Origin of the sequence: Borrelia maritima (assembly GCF_008931845.1) — a bacterium.
GTDB lineage: Bacteria > Spirochaetota > Spirochaetia > Borreliales > Borreliaceae > Borreliella > Borreliella maritima.
Genome location: NZ_CP044535.1, coordinates 521217 through 545223, shown reverse-complemented (window position 1 = coordinate 545223; position 24007 = coordinate 521217). Strand labels below are relative to the sequence as shown.

Genomic DNA, 24007 nt, shown 5'->3' with positions numbered 1-24007 from the left:
TGATTTCTAATAAACCTAGAAAACAAGAATGTTGTTTTAAGTAAACAAAAGCTATTCAGGCAATAATAATATTTCTGCTTTTTCACTAAGATTAATTTTCTTAAAAAATTCATTTATCAAATCTTTGCTTAAATTCGTCTCTATAAACTTAACACCAAAATTATTCTTAAATACTCCATGCCAAGATAATGATGCTAATATATTTGAAATCCAATAACTATTCTTCTCTGAATTTATCTTTGTATTTTTAATATAATTTTTCTTAAGATAGGAAAAATCTTCATCATTAAAATCTATTTTTTGCCTTTCAATCATATAGCTATTAATAGAGTTTAAAACATTATCTAGCTCCTTAGGCTCGGTAGTAAAAAAAATAGACAAAATACCATCGGAATCTACATTTTTCCTTAAATTGGAGTCAAAAGAAGCTTGAATTGCATAAACACTAGACATTTTTTCTCTAATGTTTTTTATAAGCCCATCCGTTAAAAGATCGGCTAAAGCATTTAAATTTAATGAAACCTCTGCTAAATAATTAAATTTAAAAGGATAAACTACATAAGCAAAGCTAGTTGAATTTTTCCCCTTTCTTATAACTATTTTATTAAAATTTTTACTATAAGAGTAATCTAAGTCTTTATACTCGTTTATTTTCTTAAAGCTAAGATTACCCAAATATTTTCTTGAATAAGCTTTTATTGTCTGAATATCTGAATCTCCAGCAAAAACAAACTTAAAATTATTTGCATAAGTGAACCTTTTCTTATAAAAAGATAAAATATTTTCTTTTGTAAAATATTGTAAATCATTCTCTTTTGTATCTTCAAATCTAAGATCATTATTGTTTAAAAATTTACTAATAGCTTTTTTAAAATGATGATTAGAACTATTTTCATTGCTCTTTATTAATGCTTTTATATTATTAATAGCATTTTGCAAAAAAACATCATCTACTTTGGGCTCTTTAAAAGTAAAATATATAAGCTGAAAAAGAGTTTCAAGATCTTTTTTATCTGAACTTCCAGCAATATATGATTCTTGAGCTCCAACAGCAACACTTAAAGAAACAGCTTTATCGGATAAATATTTTTCAATCTGCAATGCAGAGTAATCGCCGTACCCCGAACCAGATACTACCCCAGGCGCAAAAGATAAAACAGGAATAAATTTAAAATCTTCATTTATTAAACCGCCCCAAGAAGTCGCACTAAAATCAATTACACCCTTTTTTTGATCATTATACTTAAAATAAACCTCAACTCCATTTTCAAGAACAAATGATGAAATTTCATTTTCAAACTCACTTTCCTTAATAATATCTTTATCATCTAAAGACTTCTTAAAAAATTTACCTTCAATTAAAAAATTCTCATAAGGCTTAAAATCTCTTTTTAAAGCCATCTTTTGAAAATTATCAATATATTTAAAATCCAAAGTAGGATGTGCTCCACTATAATAAGAATAAAAAATTGCACAATTTTTTACATCAAACTCTCTTCCTACAAGATTGTTGATTGTCTTTAAATCAATTTTTTTCAAATATTGAACAGAAAGATCACAATATTCACTAACATCAAATTTGTTAGAACCATCAACAGCAATATCTATTAAATCTTGAAAAATAGTCCATGAATTTGTTTTATTTATATTTTTTTTCCTTAATTCTAAAGATTTGAAAAATTGAGATTTAACTTTTTCAAACTCGCCTTGAGTAAATCCAAATTTCCTTATTCTCTCAAGCTCATAAAAAAAGTCTTCTATTGCTTCATTAAAATAATCTGGATTAAAGTTTAAAGAAATCGATCTTGCAATAATAGTATTGTTATCTGATTTAAATGAAAAAAAATCTTTGTTTGCAACATTTTTAAAATGTTTTACCCCAGTAGTCTTTAATTCAGAAAATCTATTCTCAAAAAGAGCAGTCAATAAAGACCTTTTAATATTCTCTAAAACATCATCTTTAGTTTGGACAAGCTTAACAATTTCCTTTTTAAAGAACATTAAACCGGGCTCTCCTACTTCTAAATCTTCTAAAAGTAAAAACTTATCTTTAAACTTTACATCTAAGGTTACTTTTACCTTCTTAATCTTATCAGCTGGATTTTCCCAAGAAATAAATTGTCTCTTTATTTTCTTTTCAATTTCTCTAGGATTAATATCTCCTACAACAATAACACTTGCAAGTTCTGGTCTATACCACTTTCGATAAAATTTTTTGAAATCTTCTGGCTGAAAAGATAAAATTTGCTCTTCAAGTCCAATGGGATTTCTAAATTCATAAATACTTCCACTTGTCAAAAACTTATACATTTTCTCATAAATCCTTCTAGGATAAGTCTCGCCAAGCTTTTTTTCTTCAATGATAATATTGCGCTCCAGATCTATTTCTTCTTTCATGAAACTAATTTGAGAAGCCCAGTTCCTCAAAATATTTATAGATTCATCAATTTCATCTTTATTATTACCATCTGACAAATCAAGTCTATAATAAGTAAAATCAAAACTAGTAGCAGCATTAATATCAGCACCAAATTGCATTCCAAATTTTTTAAGAACGTCAACAATAGAATTTCCTGGATAATCCCTTGTACCATTAAAAGCCATATGTTCAAGATAATGAGCTATGCCCCTCTCGTTATCTTCTTCATTAAGAGAGCCTACATTGAAAACAATTCCCATATTAACAGCATTCTTTGGAATTTGATTTTTATAAATATAATACCTCAACCCATTGGCAAGTTCCCCCTTTACCAAGCCTCTATCTAACTTTAAGTCATTAGAAACACAAGAAAACAAAAAAAATAGAAACACACTTGTAAATTTACAATAATTTTTAATTCTTTGATAATGCATTTGTACTCCCTCTTATTGAATTTATTTTTTCAAAATAAATTTTATTCAATGCTTTTAAAATAGATGAAAATCCAAAATCATTCCAATCTTTTAAACTCTTTAGCTTAGAAACCGGGAAAAGTTCATAAAATAAGAACAACAACTCTTCTTTGCTTAATTTTGGAATATCATTTAAGTAAACGTTTTTATTAAAATCTTCAAGATAAATAAAAGGATTTAAGCGATTATCTAGAAGAAATTTATTTAAATTAGGCATTAAAATACTTTTATTATAAATTTCAATAGTAGTATATTCACTTGGCATATCATCATAAAAATTGTTATTCGAAAAAGAATCTAAAATAACAAATTTATTCTCATTAACGCCTACATTTCTCCCATCTAAAGTCTTTAAAAGACCGTCTTTATCAATATGAACTAAAGTATTTAAGGCCTTTGTAGCATTAAAGATAAGCCTTGCATTGTTATATACTTTGGATTGTCTTAAATGATTAATGCTACTATCTAGTGCTAATCCTTTGTCATTTTTTATTAATAAATTTATATTTTTTTCTTTTAGCACCTTATAAGCTAATTCAATGTATTTTAAAGTACAACTATTTGCCAAAGCAAGTTGCTCTCTTTTTAGCAAATTAATAAAAAATATCAATTCCTCTTTTTCAAGACTCCGGTAAAAATCAAAATCATTTAAATCAATGCCAAAACTAAAAGTAAAGCTAAATATTAAATAAAAAATTGCAATGTTTTTTTTCAATCTAGATTCCTCCTTTAACTAACCACATTATTTAACTCTAAAAAAACAGGGCAATGATCACTGCCCATTACTTTGTCTAAAATTAGAGATTTTTCAACATTTTTCCTAAAAAATTCATTAACAACAAAATAATCAATTCTCCAACCCATATTTCTCTCTCTAGCTCTTGTTCGATAGCTCCACCAAGTATAATAACCAGGATCCTTATTGAATATCCTAAATGTATCCACATATCCTTTGTTTAAAAAACCATCTAACCAAGCAGTCTCTTCAATATAATATCCTGGAGAGTCTCTATTAGAATCCGGACTTATAAGATCAATCTCGGTATGAGCAATATTAAAATCACCACAAAGTATTACATTCTTACCACTACATACAAGAGAATCTACAAGATTTTCAACATAAGATAAAAAATCAAGTTTATAATCAAGCCTTCTTCTTAAAGCTTGAGAATTAGGGAAATAACCGTTAACCAATATAAAATCGTCGTAGGATGCTATAAGCCCCCTACCCTCATTATCGAAAATTTCTTTTCCAAGTAAACTTACAGATATAGGCCTAACTTTAGAATAAATACAAACACCGCTATAACCCTTAATCTTTGACTTTGAAAAATAAGAATAATAATTTTCAAGAATTAAATCCCTTGGCAGTTGTTCTTTTAAAGCTTTCGTTTCTTGAATGCACAAAATATCTGGGGTATGTTCTTTTACAAAATTTAGAAAACCTTTCTTTAAAACAGCCCTAATTCCATTTACATTCCATGAAATTAATTTCATAAATCCTCTATAACTAAAGTTAAATTAAATATAAATCTTTAATCCATCATAAGCTAAATAGATATTATCTTTCTTTAAATAATCAAATTCTTCATGCATTATATCGTGTGCAATATGCGTAAAGTAAGAAATTTTAGGATTAATTTTTTCAATTACACAAACAGCCTCTGAAAAATTTAAATGAGCGGGATGAGGCTTAATCCTCATAGCATCTATTATAAGTAGATCTAAATTTTTTAAATAATTATAAGACGCTTCAGGAATAAATTTAACATCAGTAAGATAGGCTAAATTGCCCATCCTATAACCTAAACTAACTATATCTCCATGAACCAAAGGAATTGGTACTATCTTTAAACTTTTAAAAAAAAAAGGCTCAAAATCCCTAATAACATTGGGAATAATGTCTGCCTTGCCACTTAAAGAGGGTTTGGATGAAAAATTATGCGAAAAAGCATTCCTTATGTGAGACATAGTGGTATCCCTAGCATAAATGTTTAAAGGAGCCTCTCGTGTATAGAACTTAATATCATCAAAACCCATAATATGATCATAATGTTCATGTGTGTAAAGCACTAAATCAAGCTTATCTATTTTCTCTCTTAAAAGTTGCTGTCTAATATCAGGACCTGTATCAATCAATAATTTTATGCCAGAAGACACCCTAAGAAAAAAAGAACTTCTTAACCTTTTATTTTTACTACACTTTGAAGTACAGACTCTACAGTTACAATTTAACATAGGAACGCCACTTGAAGCTCCCGTTCCTAAAAAGGTTCCAACCATATGTTACTACCTTTCGCCTGTAAACATAATCTATTTTAACACAACATTTTATATTAAACAAAAACAAATTTTCTTAATCAAATTTCCCCCTAAATCTAAAATTAAACTAACACTATTTAATAGGCAATTCTGTAAACTATTTTGGAAAAACCGCTTTTATGCTTATAATTATTTAAGGAAAAATTATTTTTATGAATACGCAAATTTATGAACTCATTTTCTTAACTAGTTTTAGCATATTTTTAATAGTAGATTTATTTAATTTTAAAAAAGAGTTTACCTATGAAGACTACTTTATAATATTCCCAGGCACCTTTTTTGTAATAACTTTATACTTTACAGAAATCAGGCCATTAATGTTATATATTGGCGGCATATTCTTAATCTTTATGATAATAATCTTCTTTAAAAACATAAAAACAATAGTAAATAGAAGAAGAAGAAGAAGAAGAAGAAAAAAAAACAGCAGCAAATATATAAAACAGTCAAAAGGAATATTTCTTTCAATTTTTCTAAAAACAATACTTGTGATGCCTGCTATTTTAACCGTTATTATTGCAACTATTTTTTCATACTTAGCACTTTTTGTAAATTATCCTAAAGATGAAAATAATAGCTATCAAATTGGATTTACAAGAATTAAAGATCACAAAAATGATTTAAACTTATCGATTTGGTATCCTGTAAGCTCAACATTGGGCTTGGAAAAACAAAATCCATTTCTTTTATACAAATTTAATCCTTTTTTTATAAGCGAAATGAATTATTTACCAAAACAGAATAATATATATAAAAAAGCCTTTATTAGTAATAACCAAAAACTATATGATTCTATTTTACTTATACTTCCTTATTATTCTCACGATTCAATGTTCAAATCCCTAGTAAGCAAGCTTGTTAATAAGGGAAAAATTGTTTATTTATATTCTCCAAAATATAAACATATGAAAAGCTACGATTTTATTAAAAATAGCCATAAAAGCATGTTCAGCTATGTAATAAACAAAAGCATTAGCTATTTAATTGAACCTGCTAATATCCTTAATGAAAAAGCTGATATTGCATCTACTGAAAACGATATTCAAAACATTATCGAACTAGTAAAATCAAGCCAAAATTTAAAGTTTTTAAATTCAAAAATGAACCTTAATAAGCTAACGTTAATCACACTGGGAAATCAAGCAAATATTGCTAATTTTATCCTTTCTAAAAACACAAACATAGCAAAATATATCAATATAGGGGGCAAACCACAAATAATAAGAAATTTAAAAAACTTACAACTCATTCTAAAAGAAAATGAAAAGGAAATTAATACAAAAATTACAAATACAAATTCCATAAAGCTAATAGATATAAGTAATATTGCAGAAATTTCTGATCTCATTTTTAGCAGAAATTATTTAAAAAGTTTTAATTTTTTAAATAACAAAAAATCAATGTTATCAAGATTTAATTCTATAGTTAATGAAGTTAATAAATTTATTGAAGAGGAAAAATAATAATGATAAAAAAATTTTTGCTATTTGTAATGATCAACATCTTTCTAACAAATAAAGCTCATAGTAATGAAGAAGTAATCGAAATAAGCACTGAAATACAAAAAGAAAAATACATTCCATTTTTAATCAGTAGGGGAAAAACTCAACTAGAAGACCTTGTAAAATATACTCTAGAAATAAATCCGGAACTTGACAAAAACTATGTAAATACTGTTGCTAAAACATATATAGACGAATCTTTGATTGAAGGTGTTAATTACGACATTGCTTATGCTCAAATGCTACTAGAAACAGGAGTTCTAAAATTTAACGGAATAGTTTCAAAAGAACAACACAATTTTTCAGGAATAGGCGCTACCAATAATCTTACAAAAGGAAATTATTTTTCCAATATTAAAGAAGGAATTAAGGCTCATATTCAACATTTAAAAGCTTATGCATCAAAAAACAATATCAACTCAAATATAGTTGATCCTAGATTTTACCTTGTTAAAAGAGGATCTGCCCCAACAATATATGATTTGACTGGAAAATGGGCAAAAGACAAATTTTACGATAAAAAGCTTAAAAAAATATTATTAGAACTATTAGAATATAATAATGCAAATAAAAGCTAAAAGCTCACTATATGATTTTTTAGAGAAGATATATTCAAAATACAATAAAAAAAAATTTATACATCCCGATCCTTTAGAATTTTTACATAAGTATAAAAAAAAAGAAGACATTGAACTTGTAGGCTTAATTAGTTCTTCGTTGGCACTTGGAAGAGTAGAAAAAATTTTAGAAGCAATAGAGAGAATACTCAAACCGCTTGGCAAATCTCCTTCTGAGACACTTAAACTATTAAATGAGAAAGACTTAAAAGAAATATTTAAAGGATTTGTTTATAGATTTTTTAAAGAAGATGACATTATAAGACTACTGTACACCCTAAAAATAATAAAAGAACAGCATCATACACTTGAAAATCTTCTTTATAGTATTTATCATAAAAATCAAAATTTTATACTCAGCATAGATGAATTAATAAAGCATATGGAAAAAATAAATGGAAAAGAATTTGGAATGCTGCTTCCGAAACCTTCAAAGGGAAGTTCTTGTAAAAGAATTTTTTTATTCTTAAGATGGATGATACGCAAAGATGACGTTGATTTAGGTATTTGGGAAAAATTTAATCCTAATAAACTTATAGTGCCAATGGATACCCATATGACAAGCATTGCTTCAAAACTATTTAAAATAAAAGAAATAAAAAACGTAAATCTGAAAAAAGCAATAAAAATTACAAGCTATTTTTCAAAAGAAAATCACGAAGATCCTGTAAAATACGATTTTTCCTTAACCAGATTTGGAATAAATAGAGATTTTAATAAAGAAAAATTACTAAAAAATATTAACAAACTATAAAATTTTATTAATAAAACTTTTAAAATATGAAATACTTAAATCAGTAAAACAAAAACACAAATTATCTATCATAAAATAAAAAGGAGAATCTGTGAACAACCTTAAAGAAAGAATAAATACCCATAGTAAACTAATTTTGGGATCTTGGCAATTTGGGGGGGGATATTTCAAACAAGTTGAAAAAGAAACTGCCAAAAAAATACTAAAAAAAGCATATGATCTTGGAATTAGGAATATTGACACTGCAAAAGCTTATGGAAATGGAATTTCAGAAAAAATAATTGGTGAAATAATATCAAAGGATCCGCTAATAAGAGAAAATATTTTAATTGCAAGCAAATGCTACCCAATGGAAATTTCAGAATACACAAAGAACTTTAATGAAAGTCTTGAAAATTTAAAAACTGATTATATAGATATTTACTATATACACTGGCCCAAAAATGATTTTGACTTAAGACCAATAGCATCATTTCTTGAAGAAATGAGAGCAAAAGGAAAAATAAAATATGTAGGTGTAAGTAATTTTGAAATATCACACATGGAAAGTATAAAAAAAGTTTGCAAAATTGACGTAAACCAAATAGGATACAACCCTTTATTTAGAAATAAAGAAAAAGATGTAATTCCTTACTGTGAAAACAACAACATTACAACTATATCATATTCCACAATTGCTCAAGGACTCTTATCTAAAGCTAATATAAAAGACAAAAACAAATTTAATGATATTAGAACAGAGAAATTGATACTTTTTAAAAAAGAAATTTGGCCTCATACTTTAAAAACCCTAAATAAACTTGAAGAGATAGCAAAGAGAAACAACTTAACAATTTTAGAATTAACATATTCGTGGCTTAAAAAAACAAAATTAAGTGGATTTATAGTGGGCTTCAGCAAGGAAAATCACGTAAAATCAAATTTGAATTCATTTAAAGCAGAAATTAATGACGAAGTACATAAAAAGATTACATCAATCTTAGATGATTTTAATCACCAAACAAAAGATTTCCCAAATTTATTTAACAAAAAAATTTAAAACTTTATAAAAAAATTTCAATCAATAAGCCTAAAAACAGTAGAATTACCTAAAATTCTAATTCCTTCTACGGTTAAATAAATATTAAAAATAAAATCTATCTCAATTAATGGCAAAATTAAGTACGCATTACCCCCAGTAATTATTAAATTAAATTCTTTTTTATACATCTTTTTGATGTCACGATAAACACCTTCTGTTAAATATTTATATTGATAAAATAAACCGCTATTTACGCTCCCAGATGTAGTTTTTTCTAAAAGATTACTTGGAGTGCTAATGGGAATTTTTTTTAGAAGATAAGCATTGTCTAATAAAGAATTAAAATTTATCAAAGGACCAGAATTAATAAGACCACCAAGTATTCCATCCTGTCTAGTAACAGCAAAAATGGTACAAGCTGTTCCAAAATCCACCACCAAGGCATTTTCTAATGAATAATATTCAATAGCCGCAACAAGATTAGCAAAAACGTCTGAACCTAACAAGAATTTATCACTTTTGTAAGGATTAAATGTTAAATCATAATTTAAATCAAAACCAATAAACAAAGGTTTTATCTTAAAAAAAGAAAAAACGACATGATCAAATATTAGATTAAGAACGGGAACAACGCTACTTATAAAAACTTGATTTACATTAAAATCAAAATTCTCTTCAAAAAAACTATAAGCCTCATCATACCTTAGCATAAGATTTGTTTTCATTTTAATAAATAAATTAATTTTATTATCTTTAAATAAGGCAAAAGCAATGCTAGTATTCCCAATATCAATTATTAATTCTGACAATAAAAGTTTATTCATAAATATTTATTTTTCTTGAATTTTTTTCAAATCTTAATAAAAGATTAACGGTCTTCTTTTTCTTAGGGGTTACTTTAATAATCAAAATTTTATTCGAAGGATAATACTTCCAACCATCAGAATATGTATAAAACTTATAATCTGAAAACCAATCAATTTCTCTAAATCTAACTAAAGTTGGATTTAGAATATTTCCAAAAAATATATAGTTAGTATAATTGATCTTTTGATCGAAATTAATCATAACCTTGGTATCAGTAATTTCACGATTTAAAAACCTAGACGCAGCATATATCCACCTGACAGATCCATGATCAGAAATAAAAATAAATTGAGGCATGTATTGATTGTCAATAATATCAGAATAATAATTTTCATAAGGAATACCCTTAACAAAATCACTTATTAAAAAGTAATAAATCGCATTAGAAGAAAGCTTTAATATTAAATTATCTTTCAAATAAAATGCTATTTTTTTAAGAACCCCAGAAATCTTTAATGCATACTCAACAACATCAGATGAATTAATATTATTATTTAAAATATACACTCTTCCTTCATCTGTAACACCAAATAAAGTGAATACAAATTCATAAAGTTCTTTTTTAAAACTTGAATAAAAAAAATCATCATTGCTAATCTTAAGAAAAGTAAGATAATTAGAAAAAATATTGTAGATTTGGCTAAAATTAAAATTAGAACTTAATATTTTTGTAGGATCTTTAAGAAGATTTAAAGCATCATTCAATTTAGAAACGTTTTCCGATAAAAAAATTTTTTCCAAAAGTCTCGGGTCCTCTTTTAAATAAACCATAAGTTTGTCTCTCTCAAGAGAGTCAATAAAAGTTTTATTTCTTGACAAATAAGAAAAAAATTTATCGATTTGATCTGAATTAACATAATAATTTAAACTCAAATAAGTAAGTTTATTTTCATTTTTAACTAATAGAGAATTTAATTTCAAAAATATTGATTCGTGATCTCCTCTAATTAGAGATTCTGCTAAAAGACAAACCATTAAATTTTCATCAAAGTCATAAGTACTATATTTAAGCCATCCACCCTTTGAAACATTAAAATTAACAGGATTATTCCAAAAATCATAAGCACTTTGTCTAAAATTATTTAAAATATCATTAAAAATTTTATTATCTACCTCTTCAATTTTTGAATGCATAATAGAATTATCTAGTATATTAATTTGATTGTCCTCTATAGCCGAATTTGAGGTATTTTTCTTTGGTGAATCTATATAAATAGCATTACCAATTCTAAATGTTGCTTGAGGAGAGATTAAAATATCTTTTTCTCTTATCTTTACATTTTCTCCTAAAAAAACTTTATATTCTAAATTTTTACCTTGTCTTATTGAAATAGAAGGCTTATTTAATATAACCTCATAATGATCCTCAAGTTCATAGCTTAACAAAAAGCTCTTAGAGAGATTTGATTCAATACTAAAATTGTTTTCCGAATCAAGCAAAAATCCTAGAAAAATATTATTCTCAAAATAAACATAAATATCTGTGTCTTGAACTTTATAAGAAATTGGTAAAAGATTTAACCCTGTTTCTAAAACAACAAGCGGATTAAGCTTGGACAAAAGTATCCTAATCCCCCTAACATTAACAACAATATTATTTAAGATATATTCACTATTTTCAACTTTATTATTTACTTCTAATTTTATATCTTTTAAAAAAAAGATATTTAAGTTTAAATTCCTAAATTGTAAAAAAATAACAATAAATAATATTAAAAAACCAAGCAATAAATTAAAAGCCCCTGCCCTTAAAAAACCCTTCATATGATGATTCTAATCATAAAAAATCAAAATATCAATATTGATTGCATAAAAACAAAAAAAATAATAAAATTATAGGTTAGCTAGTTTAGTAGGAGTAAAATATATGAAAATTCCTAAGAATTATATTCCAGGAACAAATCCTTACAAGTCTCTGCCTAAAAAACCTGTTATTGAAAGCAAGAAAAAAATTACTAAAAAACAAGAACAAATTAATTCGGAAATTATGAAATCGCAAGAACGTATTTTAAAATTATATATGAGACGCCTACAAAAAAAAGATCAAATAACTCTTCAAAATTTTATTATAGAAGGCCATAAGGTTGGTTCCAAAATTTTCAACAATTTGCCAAAAACACTAAAAGAAATAATAGCTTTAATGAATATAGAATCGTTAAAAGTGCTAAAAAAATATACAAAAAATCCAATTAAAATGCTATACATAAAATTTTCAAGCTGGACATTAAACAAACTAATCAAAACACTCGACATTGAATCTAATAACAATAAAACTGCAAAACATAAATCATAATTTTTAAATATCTTACTTATTAAATTTTTTATTTGCATCTTTTCCTTACAATGTCTATTGTTGATTTATTGTGAGCAAAAAAACTTTCAAGGATCATCTTTTATGATTATTAGGCTCTAAAATGTACATTAAATCGATATCTAATGTCATTTACACTACCACACAATAAATTCACCTATCATCCCCAATTTATTCCTAATAGCTAAACAAGCGCAATATATCAAATCCTACACAAGAAAAATAAGCTTCATAAGAACCTGTAAAAAGTTTTGCAAAAGAATAAACACAAGAACATTAATATGAATATGAGAAAAAACATAAAAATTAAATGACCTTATAATAGACTTTGAAATTGCAACCAAACTGTGTATTATAACATTCAGAATTAGCAAAAATAAACTTATTAAAATCTTTTTTTTAAAGGATAAGTATCAATCATTTTTTTAGCATAAAATACACTGTCTTCAAAAGTAATAAAAAATTCTCCGCTTAAGGAAAGAGAAATCGCACCTTCAACAATTTTGCCGCCACTAACATACACTATCGATATTCCATATGAAGGAAGACCTGCTACAAAAAAAGAAGTTCCATCAATAGGATCAATAATAAAAGTATTCTCTGCAATTAGAGCATCCTTAATATACTCTTCCCCATAAAAATCTAGTCTCCCTCAAAATTACCAGGCTTTTTAATTTCTTTAGATAAAAATTGCTCAACCTGCCTATCAACCTGAGTTACAATAGACCCATCAGATTTAAAATACAAACTTAATTTAGCATAATCACTTAATGCAATCCTAGTTGACTCATTTAACAAAAATATAATTTTTTTCAAAATCCCAATCAATCTTTAGCTCGGTTCTTTTTCAATAAAATTTTTAATTTTTAACATATAAATATACAACATTTAACGATAATCAACTATATATTAAAACCCGCCTCAACAATACTATTATAGCCTATTCCTAATACAATAATAATGAATATTTTTAAAAAAATGTTCCTTTTAAAAAAATTGAGCAGATTTAAAACTAAATTAACCTTGCTTTTAAAAACTCAATCCAAAATAATTGGACCATAAAAAACTTTTAAAAGTCTTTTTAAAATACTAAAAATATTAATTTTCTCTATATATCTTAAAAAATAAGCTCCAACCACAATTCTAAGCTATACTATTTAAAATGGGAATTGAAAGTTCAAAACCAAAGGTTTTTTTAGAAACCTTAACTACAGGGACTCCTTGTCTTCTTTTGTATTCATTTTTAAAATAAAGATTTAAAACTTTATCAACTACATTTTTTCCAAAATCAAGATAAATTGAATCTACAGATTCATTGCCAATCAAATATCTATTTAAAATAGCATCAAGAACTTCATATTTTGGAAGATAGTCACTATCTTTTTGATCAAACCTTAACTCAGCTGAAGGCTCCTTTAAAATAATATTAACAGGAATAATACATTGGTCAAACTTTGCATTAATATACTTTGCAAGTTCATAAACTTCTGTCTTAAAAAGATCTCCTATTAAAGCAAGTCCACCACAAGTATCCCCATAAAGGGTACAATAACCAACTGCAATCTCGCTTTTATTGCCAGTATTTAAAAGTAAAGAATTTTGAGAATTACTGTAAGACATTAATAAAAGCCCTCTCAACCGAGCTTGTAAATTTTCTCCAGTAACTCCTTTAACATCAAAATAGTCTGCAAAAAATCTACTACTTCCCTCAAACAAGTCTTTTATTGGCATTTCAATTAATTTAAAGCTTAATTTTCTAGAAAGCTCTTCAGCATCAGAAATAGAATCTGCTGATGAAAATTGACTGGGCATAGAAATTCCAACAACATTCTCAGCACCCAAGGCAAAACATGCAAGACACACAACTAAAGCAGAATCAATGCCCCCAGATACCCCCAAATGAACTTTAGAAAATCCTGAAAAAGAAACATATTCTCTTAAAACAAGAGATATTGCTAAAATGATTTTTTCAAAAAGCTCATTATATGCATCAAATTTTAAATCTTGAAATACATCATTAGATATGAAATCAAATTCAAATCCTTTGGCTTGTTTTATCTTGCCAAGGCTATTAATAAAAAAACTACCCCCATCATAAACTGCAGAATCTTCAGCTCCATAAAAATTAGAATAAACAACATCTAGATTATTCTCAACAGCAACTCTTTCAAAAAATTTTAACCTAAGATTATTTTTTTCCTTAGTGAAACAAGATTTAGAAGGTATTATTAAGTAATGAGCATTTTTTAAATTTTCACCAAATTTGGGACTTGGATCCTCAAATAATAAAGCATCATCAAAATTTAACACAGCAAATACACAGTTCTTATAACTAAAAAATTCAGGTAAATCATGTTGTGACACAGTTAAAATAACTTTATGATTACTGATTACAAAAGCAATATCTACAAATTTGCCACCCTTATAAACACTATGACCAAAAACAACTAAGGTGCTATCATTAACCTGTTCTTTTATGAATTCAATGAACTTACATATATTTTTAGAATATTCAAATCGCCCAAAAAACTCACCATACTTAGTATTGCCCAAAAACATAGAAGGAAAAACTAAAACATCTGATCCTCTTAACAAGGCTTCCTCATAATTAATTTTAAAATCGGCAATACATTTATCAAAATCTAAAACTCTGTATTTTGTTTGAGCAATGCTTATTTTCATAGGTAAATAATAAGCAATAATACATTAAATTACAACAAAAATTATAATAGACTTCCAAAGCCAATAACCACCTAAGAATACCCCCGAAATTAAGAGTATCTACAAGTAAACCAAAAACAAATAAAATTTAAAAATAATAACAAAAGTATTTTGATAAAAAAATAAAATTTTTTTATTTTGACAAAAAAATACACACGAACATTTTATTAAATAATAATATGTATCAATACAACACTATTGCTAAAAGCTTAAGAAAAATATATATCTTCCAAATGATCAAAATGAATCAATTTTAGTAAATTTTAAGAAATAAAAAAATTTGTAAAATTCTTTTTAAAAAGATAAAATGCTTTATCGAAGGAGGAAAAATGGAAAAAGAAAAAAAAGAACCTAAAAACGAACCCGAAAAAACCAACAAACAAGACAATAAAAATGCAAAATCTCAAAAAAAAGAAAACTTAAATTTGGTAAATTCTGATAAAAAAATTACTGAGCTTGAAAATGAAATTTCCAATCTTAAAGACTTGTATTTAAGAAAGCAAGCAGAATTTGAAAACTTCAGAAAAAGATTAGAAAAAGAAAAAGACAATTTTGTTAAATTTGCAAATGAAACCATAATGAAAGATGTCGTTAATTTTCTTGACAACCTAGAACGAGCTATTAACTCTTCAAGAAAATCTAAAGATTTTGACAATCTATTAACAGGAATCAGCATGATTGAAAATGAAATACTATCAGTCTTTGATAAAAAATATAATTTAAAGAAATTTGGAGAAAATGGCGAAAATTTTGATCCAAGTCGTCATGAAGCAATAAGTATTGAAGAGAAAGAAGATCTTAAAAACCCAGAAATAGTAGAAGTATATCAAAAAGGATATTGCTACAACGACAGAATATTAAGAACAGCAAAAGTTAAAGTTGCTCAAAGTAAAAATTAATTAGAAAAAAAGGAGGTATAATATGGGCAAAATAATAGGTATTGACCTAGGAACAACAAACTCATGCGTAGCTATAATGGAGCATGGAAAACCAGTTGTAATACAAAATTCAGAGGGAGGAAGAACTACTCCATCTATTGTTGCATACACAAATAAAGGCGAAAGACTTGTGGGGCAAGTTGCAAAAAATCAAATGGTTACAAACCCCGAAAACACAATTTATTCTATTAAAAGATTTATGGGGAGAAGGTTTGAAGAGGTTGCAAGCGAAATAAAAATGGTTCCTTATAAAGTAGAAAAGGGACTAAATGGCGATGCACGAGTAAACATTTCTAATATAAAAAAGCAAATGTCGCCGCCTGAAATCTCAGCAGCAACTCTTACAAAAATGAAAGAAACAGCAGAGGCTTACTTGGGTGAAAAAGTTACAGAGGCTGTCATTACAGTTCCTGCTTACTTTAACGATGCTCAAAGACAAGCTACAAAAGATGCTGGTAAAATAGCAGGACTTGAAGTAAAAAGAATTGTTAACGAACCAACTGCTGCTGCTCTTGCTTATGGAATTGAAAAAAAACACGAAGAGATTGTTGCTGTTTACGATCTTGGTGGGGGAACATTTGATATTTCAATATTGGAGCTTGGAGATGGTGTTTTTGAAGTAAAGTCAACAAACGGAGACACACATCTTGGTGGTGACAATTTTGACGACGAGATAATAAAGCATTTAATTTCAGAATTCAAAAAAGAAAGCGCTATTGATTTATCAAACGACAAAATGGCTCTTCAAAGACTAAAAGAAGCAGCTGAAAAAGCTAAAATAGAACTTTCAGGTGCTCAAGAAGCTTCAATAAATCTTCCATTTATTACAGCAGATGCAAACGGTCCAAAACACTTACAATATACTCTAACAAGAGCGAAATTCGAACAAATGGTAGACAATTTGGTTCAAAAAACAAAAGAACCATGCCTTAAAGCTATTAAAGATGCTGGGCTTAAAGCTTCTGACATTAATGAAGTAATACTTGTAGGCGGATCAACAAGAATTCCTGCTATTCAAAAAATTGTAAAAGATATATTTGGACAAGAACCTAACAAAGGAGTAAATCCAGATGAAGCTGTAGCAATTGGAGCTGCTATTCAGGGTGGTATTTTAACAGGAGAAACTAAAGACATGGTACTCCTTGACGTTACTCCACTCTCACTAGGAATAGAAACGCTAGGTGGTGTGATGACTAAGCTTATTGAACGAAACACTACAATTCCTACAAAAAAAAGCCAAGTATTCTCAACAGCTGCTGACAATCAAACTTCAGTTGATATCAAAGTCCTTCAAGGTGAACGTGAAATGGCAGCACAAAACCGAATACTTGGTAACTTTATACTTGATGGAATACCAGCAGCACCAAGGGGAGTACCTCAAATTGAAGTTAGCTTTGACATTGACGCTAATGGGATAGTCCACGTATCTGCAAAAGATATGGGAACCGGCAAAGAACAAAAGATTAGAATTGAATCATCATCAGGACTCTCCGAATCAGAAATAGATCGAATGGTAAAGGATGCAGAAGCTCATGCGGAAGAAGATAAAAAATTAAAAGAAAATATTGAGACAAAAAATGCAGCTAATTCTTTAATTTATCAAACAGAAAAATCATTAAAAGAATATTCTGAAAAAATTTCAAGCGAAGACAAAGAAGCTATTGAAACTAAAATAAAAGAATTAAAAGAAAGTCTTGAAAAAGAAGACATTTCACTTATAAAATCTAAAACAGAAGAACTTCAAAAAACTTCTTACAAAATAGCTGAAATGATGTATAAAGATTCTTCCCAGCAAAATGCAAGCGGCCAACAAGAAAATAGTACTCAAAGCAATACAAGCGAAGAGGGGAAAGAAGCTGATTACGAAGTTGTTGACGAGGATAAAAAATAGTGAAAAAAGATTATTATGAAATTTTGGGGCTCTCAAAAGGAGCCTCAAAAGATGAAATAAAAAAAGCTTATAGAAAAATAGCAATTAAATATCACCCCGATAGAAATCAAGGGAATGAAGAAGCCGCTTCGATCTTTAAAGAAGCTACTCAAGCTTACGAAGTTTTAATAGATGATAATAAAAAAGCTAAATACGACAGATTTGGACATTCCGCTTTTGAAGGAGGAGGATTTGAAGGGTTTTCAGGTGGATTTAGTGGATTTTCAGACATCTTTGAAGATTTTGGTGATATTTTTGATTCATTTTTCACTGGAAACAAAGGACAAGAAAAAAATAGAAAACATGCAAAAGGTGAAGACGTAGGATATAACATAGAAATATCTCTTGAAAATGCATACTTTGGCTACAAAAATAATATAAACATAACAAGACAAATATTCTGTGACTCTTGTTTCGGAAAAAAATGCGAAAAAGGCACAAGCCCTTCAATATGTAATATGTGTAACGGCAGTGGAAGAATAGTACAAGGAGGAGGATTTTTCAGAGTTACAACAACATGTTCTAAATGCTACGGTGCAGGTAAAATAATATCAAACCCTTGTAAATCTTGTAAAGGAAAAGGAAGTATTACAAAGCAAGAAACTATTCAATTAAACATTCCTCCAGGTATTGACAATAATCAACAAATAAAAATGAAAGGCAAAGGAAATGTTAATCCGGACAACCAAGAATATGGCGATCTTTACGTAAAAATATTAATAAGAGCTCATAAAATATTTAAAAGAAATGGTAAGGATCTCTACGCGGTACTTCCAATAAGCTTTACTCAAGCAGCTCTTGGAAAAGAAATAAAAATAAAAACAATAGCTTCAAAAGAGATTAAAATACAAATTCCAAAAGGAATAGAAAATGAAGAACAAATTTTAATTAAAAGTGCAGGAATGCCAATTCTTCAAACCGAAAAGTTTGGGAATTTAATATTAATCACTAAAATAAAAACACCTAAAAATTTAAATTCTAATGCTATCAAACTTTTTGAAAACTTAGGCAAAGAATTAAAAGATGGTGATGAAATAGATTTACTAAAAGTATAATATGTATATAACTCATGCCAATTCAATAATTGAAAGCATAAAAAATAATAAAGGATTTGAACTTTACATATCAAAAAAAAGTTCAAAAACTAAAGAAATTGAACAACTAGCTAAAACACAAAATGTAAAAATAACAAGAATAAGTATAAACAAACTTGATAAAATTCTAAAAAACAAAGACCATAGAGGATTTGCATTAAAATTAAAACTTGAAAAAAATTCAAATCTAAAAACACAAACAAAAGATTTTGAAAACTTACTAGAAACATTTAAAAAAAAAGAAAATGCTTTTATTTTACTTCTAGATGGAATAGAAGACCCCCAAAACTTCGGAGCAATCCTTAGAACAGCAGAACAGTTTAGTGTGGATCTTGTAATTACTAGTCAAAAACGTAGCGCAAAAGACAATTTAACAGTTTTGCGCACCAGCTCTGGTGCAAGTCAATACGTAAAAAAAATCACAGTGACAAACATAAACAACACAATAAATTTTTTAAAAAAAAATGACTTTTGGATATACACTAGCGATGTTAAAGGACAAGATATAAATAAACTCAAAATAAACGACAAAAAAGTTGCACTTGTTTTAGGAAATGAAGGAAAAGGTGTCCACAAGCTAATAAAAGAAAATTCGGATTTTTTAATAAGGATCCCAACTAGCGGCAAAATAGACTCACTTAATGTTTCTGTGTCCACGGGCATTTTAATCTTTGAAATAAAAAGGCAATTAAATCTACTCTAAAACATTAAATTAAATAAAAATCTCATTTAAAGCCAAAAAATATATTAATAAAAACTATTTTAAAAAATTTCCCAACTCAACAGACGCAATAAACCCCTCAGCAGCCGCTGTAATGGCTTGAGCATAAAGTTTATTGCTAACATCTCCACACGAAAAAACACCATCAACACTTGTTTTAACAACATCTTTGGTTATAATAAATCCTTCTTCATCTAAATCCACAAATCCCTTTAAAAATTCTGTATTAGGCTTGTAACCAACAGCCATAAATAAAGCATTCGCTTCTAATTCATAAATAACATCGTCTTTTTTATTAAAAATCTTAACCAGAGAAACAGAATATTTTCCATCTACTTCTATGGCTTCTGAATTATACAAAATTTCAATATTTGGCAACTTTGCAACACTGTCTCTTAACATAGCAATAGCTCTAAGATAATCTTTTCTTACAATAAGATAAACCTTATCCGCTAATTTGCTCAAATAAATTGCTTCTGAAAGAGCAGTATTACCTCCACCAATTACTGCAACCCTTTTCCCTTTGAAAAGATGCCCATCACAAATAGCACAAACAGAAATGCCCTTATTCCAAAATAAATCCGAATTTTTAAGAGTTTCAAGTTTTTTAGGTTTTGATCCCACAGCAATAATAACAGCTTTACTTTTATAAATATAATTTTCTGTATAAAGATAAAAAATATTATTCTCCCTTTTTATAGAAAAAACAGTTTCGGGAAAAGCTTTGGCCCCAAGATTTACTGCCTGCTCTCTCATATTTAACATCAATTCTCTACCACTTATTCCATTTTTAAAACCAGGATAATTGTAAACTTCTGTGGTTGTTGTAAGCTGCCCCCCAGGTTCTGGGCCTTCTAAAATAGTAACTTTATAATTACTCATGACAGAATAAATTCCAGCTGTTAATCCTGCCGGACCAGATCCTATAATTATTACATCTTCAACAAATTCTATCTCTTTTTGGGGTAAATTTTTAGTTTTTATCAGATTTGTATCAATAGTTTCAAATTCTAACATATCAAACTTAAAGCCTCGCCTAAAAATTTTAATATTCAATACTTAAAAGCGACTCATAAGTTTATTGATATTAATCTCAAAAACAGAACACGGAATAAAAATGCCAAAATTATTTAAAACATAAGGTGAAATTTCACCAAAACTACCTATATCAAAGCCTTTAATCAAAATATCTGCACCTCTACCATTAATATAAAAAGTAACCTTTGATTCTCTTAAATGAATTTCAATATTCAAATAATAAAAAAGCGTTGCAACAATTGAATTAATTTCATTAAAAGAAATTTCTTTCCCTGACATTAAAAAAGCTAAATTTGTAAAAGTACTTGTTCCTTCAATAGTATCCAAATCCTTTAAAGCTACTTTGCCAACTTCAAAAATTTTATGTGGATAAGGAAAATTAGAACTAACACTTTCTGATTTTAATAAATTAGGAATTATTGATGCCCTAATATATTCATAATTCTCCGTCATTGGGTTAGATACTTTTAAAAAATTGTGATCATTAATATTCATTTTATCAATAAAATCTTTCTTAGAACCCATGTAATTGTAAACCATCTCTTGAAATCCCATGCCCACCATTAAATTCCTAAGATTTCTTGAAAACTCTTCCAAAGGACTAAGCCTTCCAACTACAAAAGCCTTGGGAAGTTCTGGCTGAAAGCTTGAAAGACCTTCTCCTATCATTACATCTTCAATTACATCAACCTCATGAAGAAAGTCATTTCTATAAAAAGGTGGAATAACATAGTTTTTCAAATCTCTAGAATAAGAATTTACTCCCATTTTTTTTAAACTAAGGCAAATACTCTCTAATGTTAAATTATTTCCAAGCAGCCTATTAACATTTTTCACACTAAACTCTATTTCTTCTTGAAAATAATAAGGACATACTAATTCTTCAAAATCTAAACCAAAAGAGTCCCCAAACACAGTTTTTACAGGGAAAATTTCAAAGCCCATATCATAAAAATCACAAGCTACTACAGATAACGCTAACAAAGTTGCTTCAAAATCAATACCTGTAACTTCAACAAATACATTAGTATCACCAACCTTTAAAGATCCAATATTTTTAGAATTAATTATTGGGGGATAAGAAACTACATTATTATTCTTATCTAATAATAACGGATACTTATCAAAATTCTTGATAATATAAGAATATTCCAATCCTTTGGGATGCTTTTCATTTATTTCTAAAAGAGAAAGTTCACTATCCATACCCAAAGGAACAAACTTGTAATTAGGAGATGAAGCAACATAACTTATTGGAAATTCAATAAAATCAGAATTATACATTCCCATTGCAACTCTTTTTCTCTTTTGTCCGTAACTTTGACAAAGTTTTTCTTGAAATTGAATTAGTGCTTCAAGCATTTCATCATTAGTAATTAATCCTTTTGCTAAAAATCCAAAAATAAATGGTCTGATCTTAGACATTTTATTATCTACTAAAATTTCCCCATAACACTTTTTAAAATCGCCCTTTTTTGAAAAAAAATCATAACAAGGCATCTCTCCAAAAAGATACATATTTATTTGACGAGCAAGTCCAGTATAAGACCATAAATCGGGTCTGTTTGTATCATTAAATTCTATTTTAATTTTTCCTGAACTTTCATCAAACCCATCGAATTCTGCTTTAAATGGTTCTAGTAATTCTGAAATCTCTAAATTTGTTAAATTTTTTCCTATTTTATCTAAAAAAAGATTTTTATAAATTTCTACCTTCGGCATTTTATATTTCCTCGTCTTAAAATAACATCACCAATATCATGAGTAAAAAGATCTCTCAAATCATTTAGACCCAAATGCATTAAAGCCATTCGATCTATTCCAATACCCCAAGCGATAACAGGAAGATCAATGCCTAAAGGCTTTGTAACTTCTGGCCTAAAAATTCCACTTCCTCCAAGTTCAAACCAACCAAGTACGGGATGCTTTACATGTATTTCGATCGAAGGTTCAGTAAAGGGGAAATATGCGGGGACATATTTAACTTCTGTAGCACACGCAAGCTCTTTGGCAAAAATTTCAAGAAGCCCCAACAAAGTTTTAATACTAACATTGTCCTCAATAACAATCCCCTCAGTTTGATAAAAATCGACTCCGTGAGTTGCATCTACTTGATCATATCTAAAACATCTAATAACTCCAAAATATCTACCTGGATTTTTGGCATTCATTAATTGCTTTGCAGAAAGAACAGTCCCTTGAGTTCTTAAAACTAATCTCTTAGAAAGATCTTCGCTAAAACTATATCTCCACCCTCTTGAACCTGTTGTATATCCTGTTTCATGAGCTAATTTTACATTAGAAAAATAAGGCTCGGGTAAAAATTTTTGCATATTAGGATCTGAAATGTAATAAACATCCTTAATGTCACGAGAAGGATGAAATTGGGGCATAAAAAGAGCATCATTGTTGAAAAATTCTGTTTCCACTAAAGGGCCGTCAAACTCTTGAAAACCAAGACTTACCAACTTGTCTTTAACTTTAGAAATATAATCTAAATAAGAATTAAAGCGCCCAATAAAAATTTTAGCTGATGGGATATGAATATTGTAAGCCCTAAATTTTTTATTCTCATACGTTTTATTTTTTAAGATTTCGGGAGTAAGCTTAGTAAGTTCATCTCCTGTCAATTTATTTTTCATTAAAAAATTTTTTACTTCTAATCCAAAGCTAGATAATCTAAACCTTAAATCAAGTTTTTCTATTATTTTAAAAAATACAGAATCTGCTCCCTTTTTCTTAGAAAAATTTGATATTAATAAAAGCTCTTCAGTTGTCAAACTTTCTCTAAGAAGATCGTTACTTTTTGCCCTTTCTAACAAGACACGTATTTTTTGATAATTGGCGTCAATACCATCTAAACAATTTACAACAATCTGTTTATTTAAATCAAGAGAAAGAATCCCCTCTTTTAACAAATTGCCAAACGCTTTTCTCACTTCTTTAACATCAAGATCAAGCTCTAAGTCTAAATTTGAAGCTAACACTACCTTTTGAGAAACCAGATTTATTATTTTTTCCTCAACAAATCCATCTCTTAAAACACTAAGTCCCCTTTCTGTTGCTTTATAAAATACATTTAATTTCCTATAAACCTCTTCAATAACCTTTCTAGAATTTAACCATTCAATTGTTTTATTTGCCTGACCTTCATTAAAGCCTAATCTTTCAATAATAATTGAAGCAGAAATATTATCATCTTCCTCATTGTTTAAAATTACTTTCATCTCAAGAGGATGTAATGTTTTTATTAAATTTAAATCTACACTCATAAATATA

Annotated in this window: 19 protein-coding genes and 1 pseudogene; 9 read left to right on the top strand and 11 right to left on the bottom strand. The window is 27.8% G+C overall.

Going from position 1 to position 24007, the window contains the following annotated elements:
* Positions 1–51 precede the first annotated feature (51 nt).
* Genes DB723_RS02655 through DB723_RS02640 form a run of 4 tightly spaced genes read right to left on the bottom strand, consistent with a single transcriptional unit; the run spans position 52 to position 5175 of the window.
* On the bottom strand, positions 52–2853 hold the full coding sequence (locus DB723_RS02655; protein ID WP_151552326.1) for a M16 family metallopeptidase: 2802 nt from the start codon (positions 2851–2853) through the stop codon (positions 52–54).
* A complete protein-coding gene (locus tag DB723_RS02650) occupies positions 2834–3607 on the bottom strand; it encodes a hypothetical protein (RefSeq protein ID WP_151552324.1) in 774 nt (257 codons plus the stop codon). The genes DB723_RS02655 and DB723_RS02650 overlap by 20 nt, the downstream gene beginning before the upstream one ends.
* A 14-nt stretch (positions 3608–3621) precedes the next feature.
* Positions 3622–4389 (bottom strand): exodeoxyribonuclease III, encoded by a 768-nt coding sequence (xth, locus tag DB723_RS02645; RefSeq protein WP_151552322.1) that lies wholly within the window; start codon positions 4387–4389, stop codon positions 3622–3624.
* 24 nt (positions 4390–4413) lie between these two features.
* Positions 4414–5175 (bottom strand): MBL fold metallo-hydrolase, encoded by a 762-nt coding sequence (locus tag DB723_RS02640; protein ID WP_151552320.1) that lies wholly within the window; start codon positions 5173–5175, stop codon positions 4414–4416.
* Between the two features lie 191 nt (positions 5176–5366).
* On the opposite strand from DB723_RS02640, the gene DB723_RS02635 reads away from it, so the two are divergent.
* The 4 genes from DB723_RS02635 to DB723_RS02620 all read left to right on the top strand — a co-directional run bounded on the left by DB723_RS02635 (position 5367) and on the right by DB723_RS02620 (position 9126).
* Positions 5367–6677 (top strand): hypothetical protein, encoded by a 1311-nt coding sequence (locus DB723_RS02635; protein ID WP_151552318.1) that lies wholly within the window; start codon positions 5367–5369, stop codon positions 6675–6677.
* 2 nt (positions 6678–6679) lie between these two features.
* A complete protein-coding gene (locus tag DB723_RS02630) occupies positions 6680–7294 on the top strand; it encodes a glucosaminidase domain-containing protein (RefSeq protein WP_151552316.1) in 615 nt (204 codons plus the stop codon).
* Complete coding sequence (locus DB723_RS02625) at positions 7278–8087, top strand: TIGR02757 family protein (RefSeq protein ID WP_151552314.1); 810 nt, start codon at positions 7278–7280, stop codon at positions 8085–8087. The genes DB723_RS02630 and DB723_RS02625 overlap by 17 nt, the downstream gene beginning before the upstream one ends.
* A gap of 91 nt (positions 8088–8178) precedes the next feature.
* The gene (locus tag DB723_RS02620) at positions 8179–9126 is read left to right on the top strand and encodes an aldo/keto reductase (RefSeq protein ID WP_151552312.1); all 948 of its coding nucleotides are present in this window, start codon (positions 8179–8181) and stop codon (positions 9124–9126) included.
* A gap of 17 nt (positions 9127–9143) precedes the next feature.
* Here DB723_RS02620 and DB723_RS02615 read toward each other — a convergent pair whose 3' ends face one another.
* The gene (locus DB723_RS02615) at positions 9144–9932 is read right to left on the bottom strand and encodes a type III pantothenate kinase (RefSeq protein ID WP_151552311.1); all 789 of its coding nucleotides are present in this window, start codon (positions 9930–9932) and stop codon (positions 9144–9146) included.
* The gene (locus tag DB723_RS02610) at positions 9925–11739 is read right to left on the bottom strand and encodes a hypothetical protein (RefSeq protein WP_151552309.1); all 1815 of its coding nucleotides are present in this window, start codon (positions 11737–11739) and stop codon (positions 9925–9927) included. Before DB723_RS02610 ends, DB723_RS02615 begins: the two co-directional genes overlap by 8 nt.
* 103 nt (positions 11740–11842) lie before the next feature.
* Here DB723_RS02610 and DB723_RS02605 point away from each other — a divergent pair, with 103 nt between their 5' ends.
* Positions 11843–12268, top strand: coding sequence for a hypothetical protein (locus tag DB723_RS02605; protein ID WP_151552308.1), 426 nt, complete (start codon positions 11843–11845; stop codon positions 12266–12268).
* Between the two features lie 12 nt (positions 12269–12280).
* Here the strand turns inward: DB723_RS02605 and DB723_RS05785 are convergent.
* A pseudogene (locus DB723_RS05785) lies at positions 12281–13115 on the bottom strand (inositol monophosphatase family protein).
* A 314-nt stretch (positions 13116–13429) separates the two neighbouring features.
* Positions 13430–14968, bottom strand: coding sequence for an NAD(+) synthase (gene nadE, locus DB723_RS02595; protein WP_151552306.1), 1539 nt, complete (start codon positions 14966–14968; stop codon positions 13430–13432).
* A gap of 368 nt (positions 14969–15336) precedes the next feature.
* Between nadE and grpE the strand changes: the two genes are divergently transcribed.
* Genes grpE through rlmB form a run of 4 tightly spaced genes read left to right on the top strand, consistent with a single transcriptional unit; the run spans position 15337 to position 19672 of the window.
* Positions 15337–15906, top strand: coding sequence for a nucleotide exchange factor GrpE (grpE, locus tag DB723_RS02590; protein WP_151552304.1), 570 nt, complete (start codon positions 15337–15339; stop codon positions 15904–15906).
* A 22-nt stretch (positions 15907–15928) separates the two neighbouring features.
* The gene (dnaK, locus tag DB723_RS02585; RefSeq protein WP_151552302.1) at positions 15929–17836 is read left to right on the top strand and encodes a molecular chaperone DnaK; all 1908 of its coding nucleotides are present in this window, start codon (positions 15929–15931) and stop codon (positions 17834–17836) included.
* Positions 17836–18930, top strand: a complete 1095-nt coding sequence (gene dnaJ / locus DB723_RS02580; protein WP_151552301.1) for a molecular chaperone DnaJ — start codon at positions 17836–17838, stop codon at positions 18928–18930. The genes dnaK and dnaJ overlap by 1 nt, the downstream gene beginning before the upstream one ends.
* Before the next feature lies 1 nt (position 18931).
* Positions 18932–19672, top strand: coding sequence for a 23S rRNA (guanosine(2251)-2'-O)-methyltransferase RlmB (gene rlmB / locus DB723_RS02575; RefSeq protein ID WP_151552299.1), 741 nt, complete (start codon positions 18932–18934; stop codon positions 19670–19672).
* 54 nt (positions 19673–19726) lie between these two features.
* On the opposite strand, the gene trxB is transcribed toward rlmB, so the two are convergent.
* Genes trxB through pheS form a run of 3 tightly spaced genes read right to left on the bottom strand, consistent with a single transcriptional unit; the run spans position 19727 to position 24000 of the window.
* On the bottom strand, positions 19727–20707 hold the full coding sequence (gene trxB / locus DB723_RS02570) for a thioredoxin-disulfide reductase (RefSeq protein WP_151552298.1): 981 nt from the start codon (positions 20705–20707) through the stop codon (positions 19727–19729).
* 42 nt (positions 20708–20749) lie between these two features.
* Positions 20750–22450 carry a phenylalanine--tRNA ligase subunit beta gene (gene pheT / locus DB723_RS02565; protein WP_151552296.1) on the bottom strand — a complete coding sequence of 567 codons (1701 nt, stop codon included), beginning with the start codon at positions 22448–22450 and terminating at the stop codon, positions 20750–20752.
* Entirely contained in the window at positions 22438–24000 is a 1563-nt protein-coding gene (gene pheS / locus DB723_RS02560; RefSeq protein WP_151552294.1) for a phenylalanine--tRNA ligase subunit alpha, read from the bottom strand. Before pheS ends, pheT begins: the two co-directional genes overlap by 13 nt.
* Positions 24001–24007: the final 7 nt, after the last annotated feature.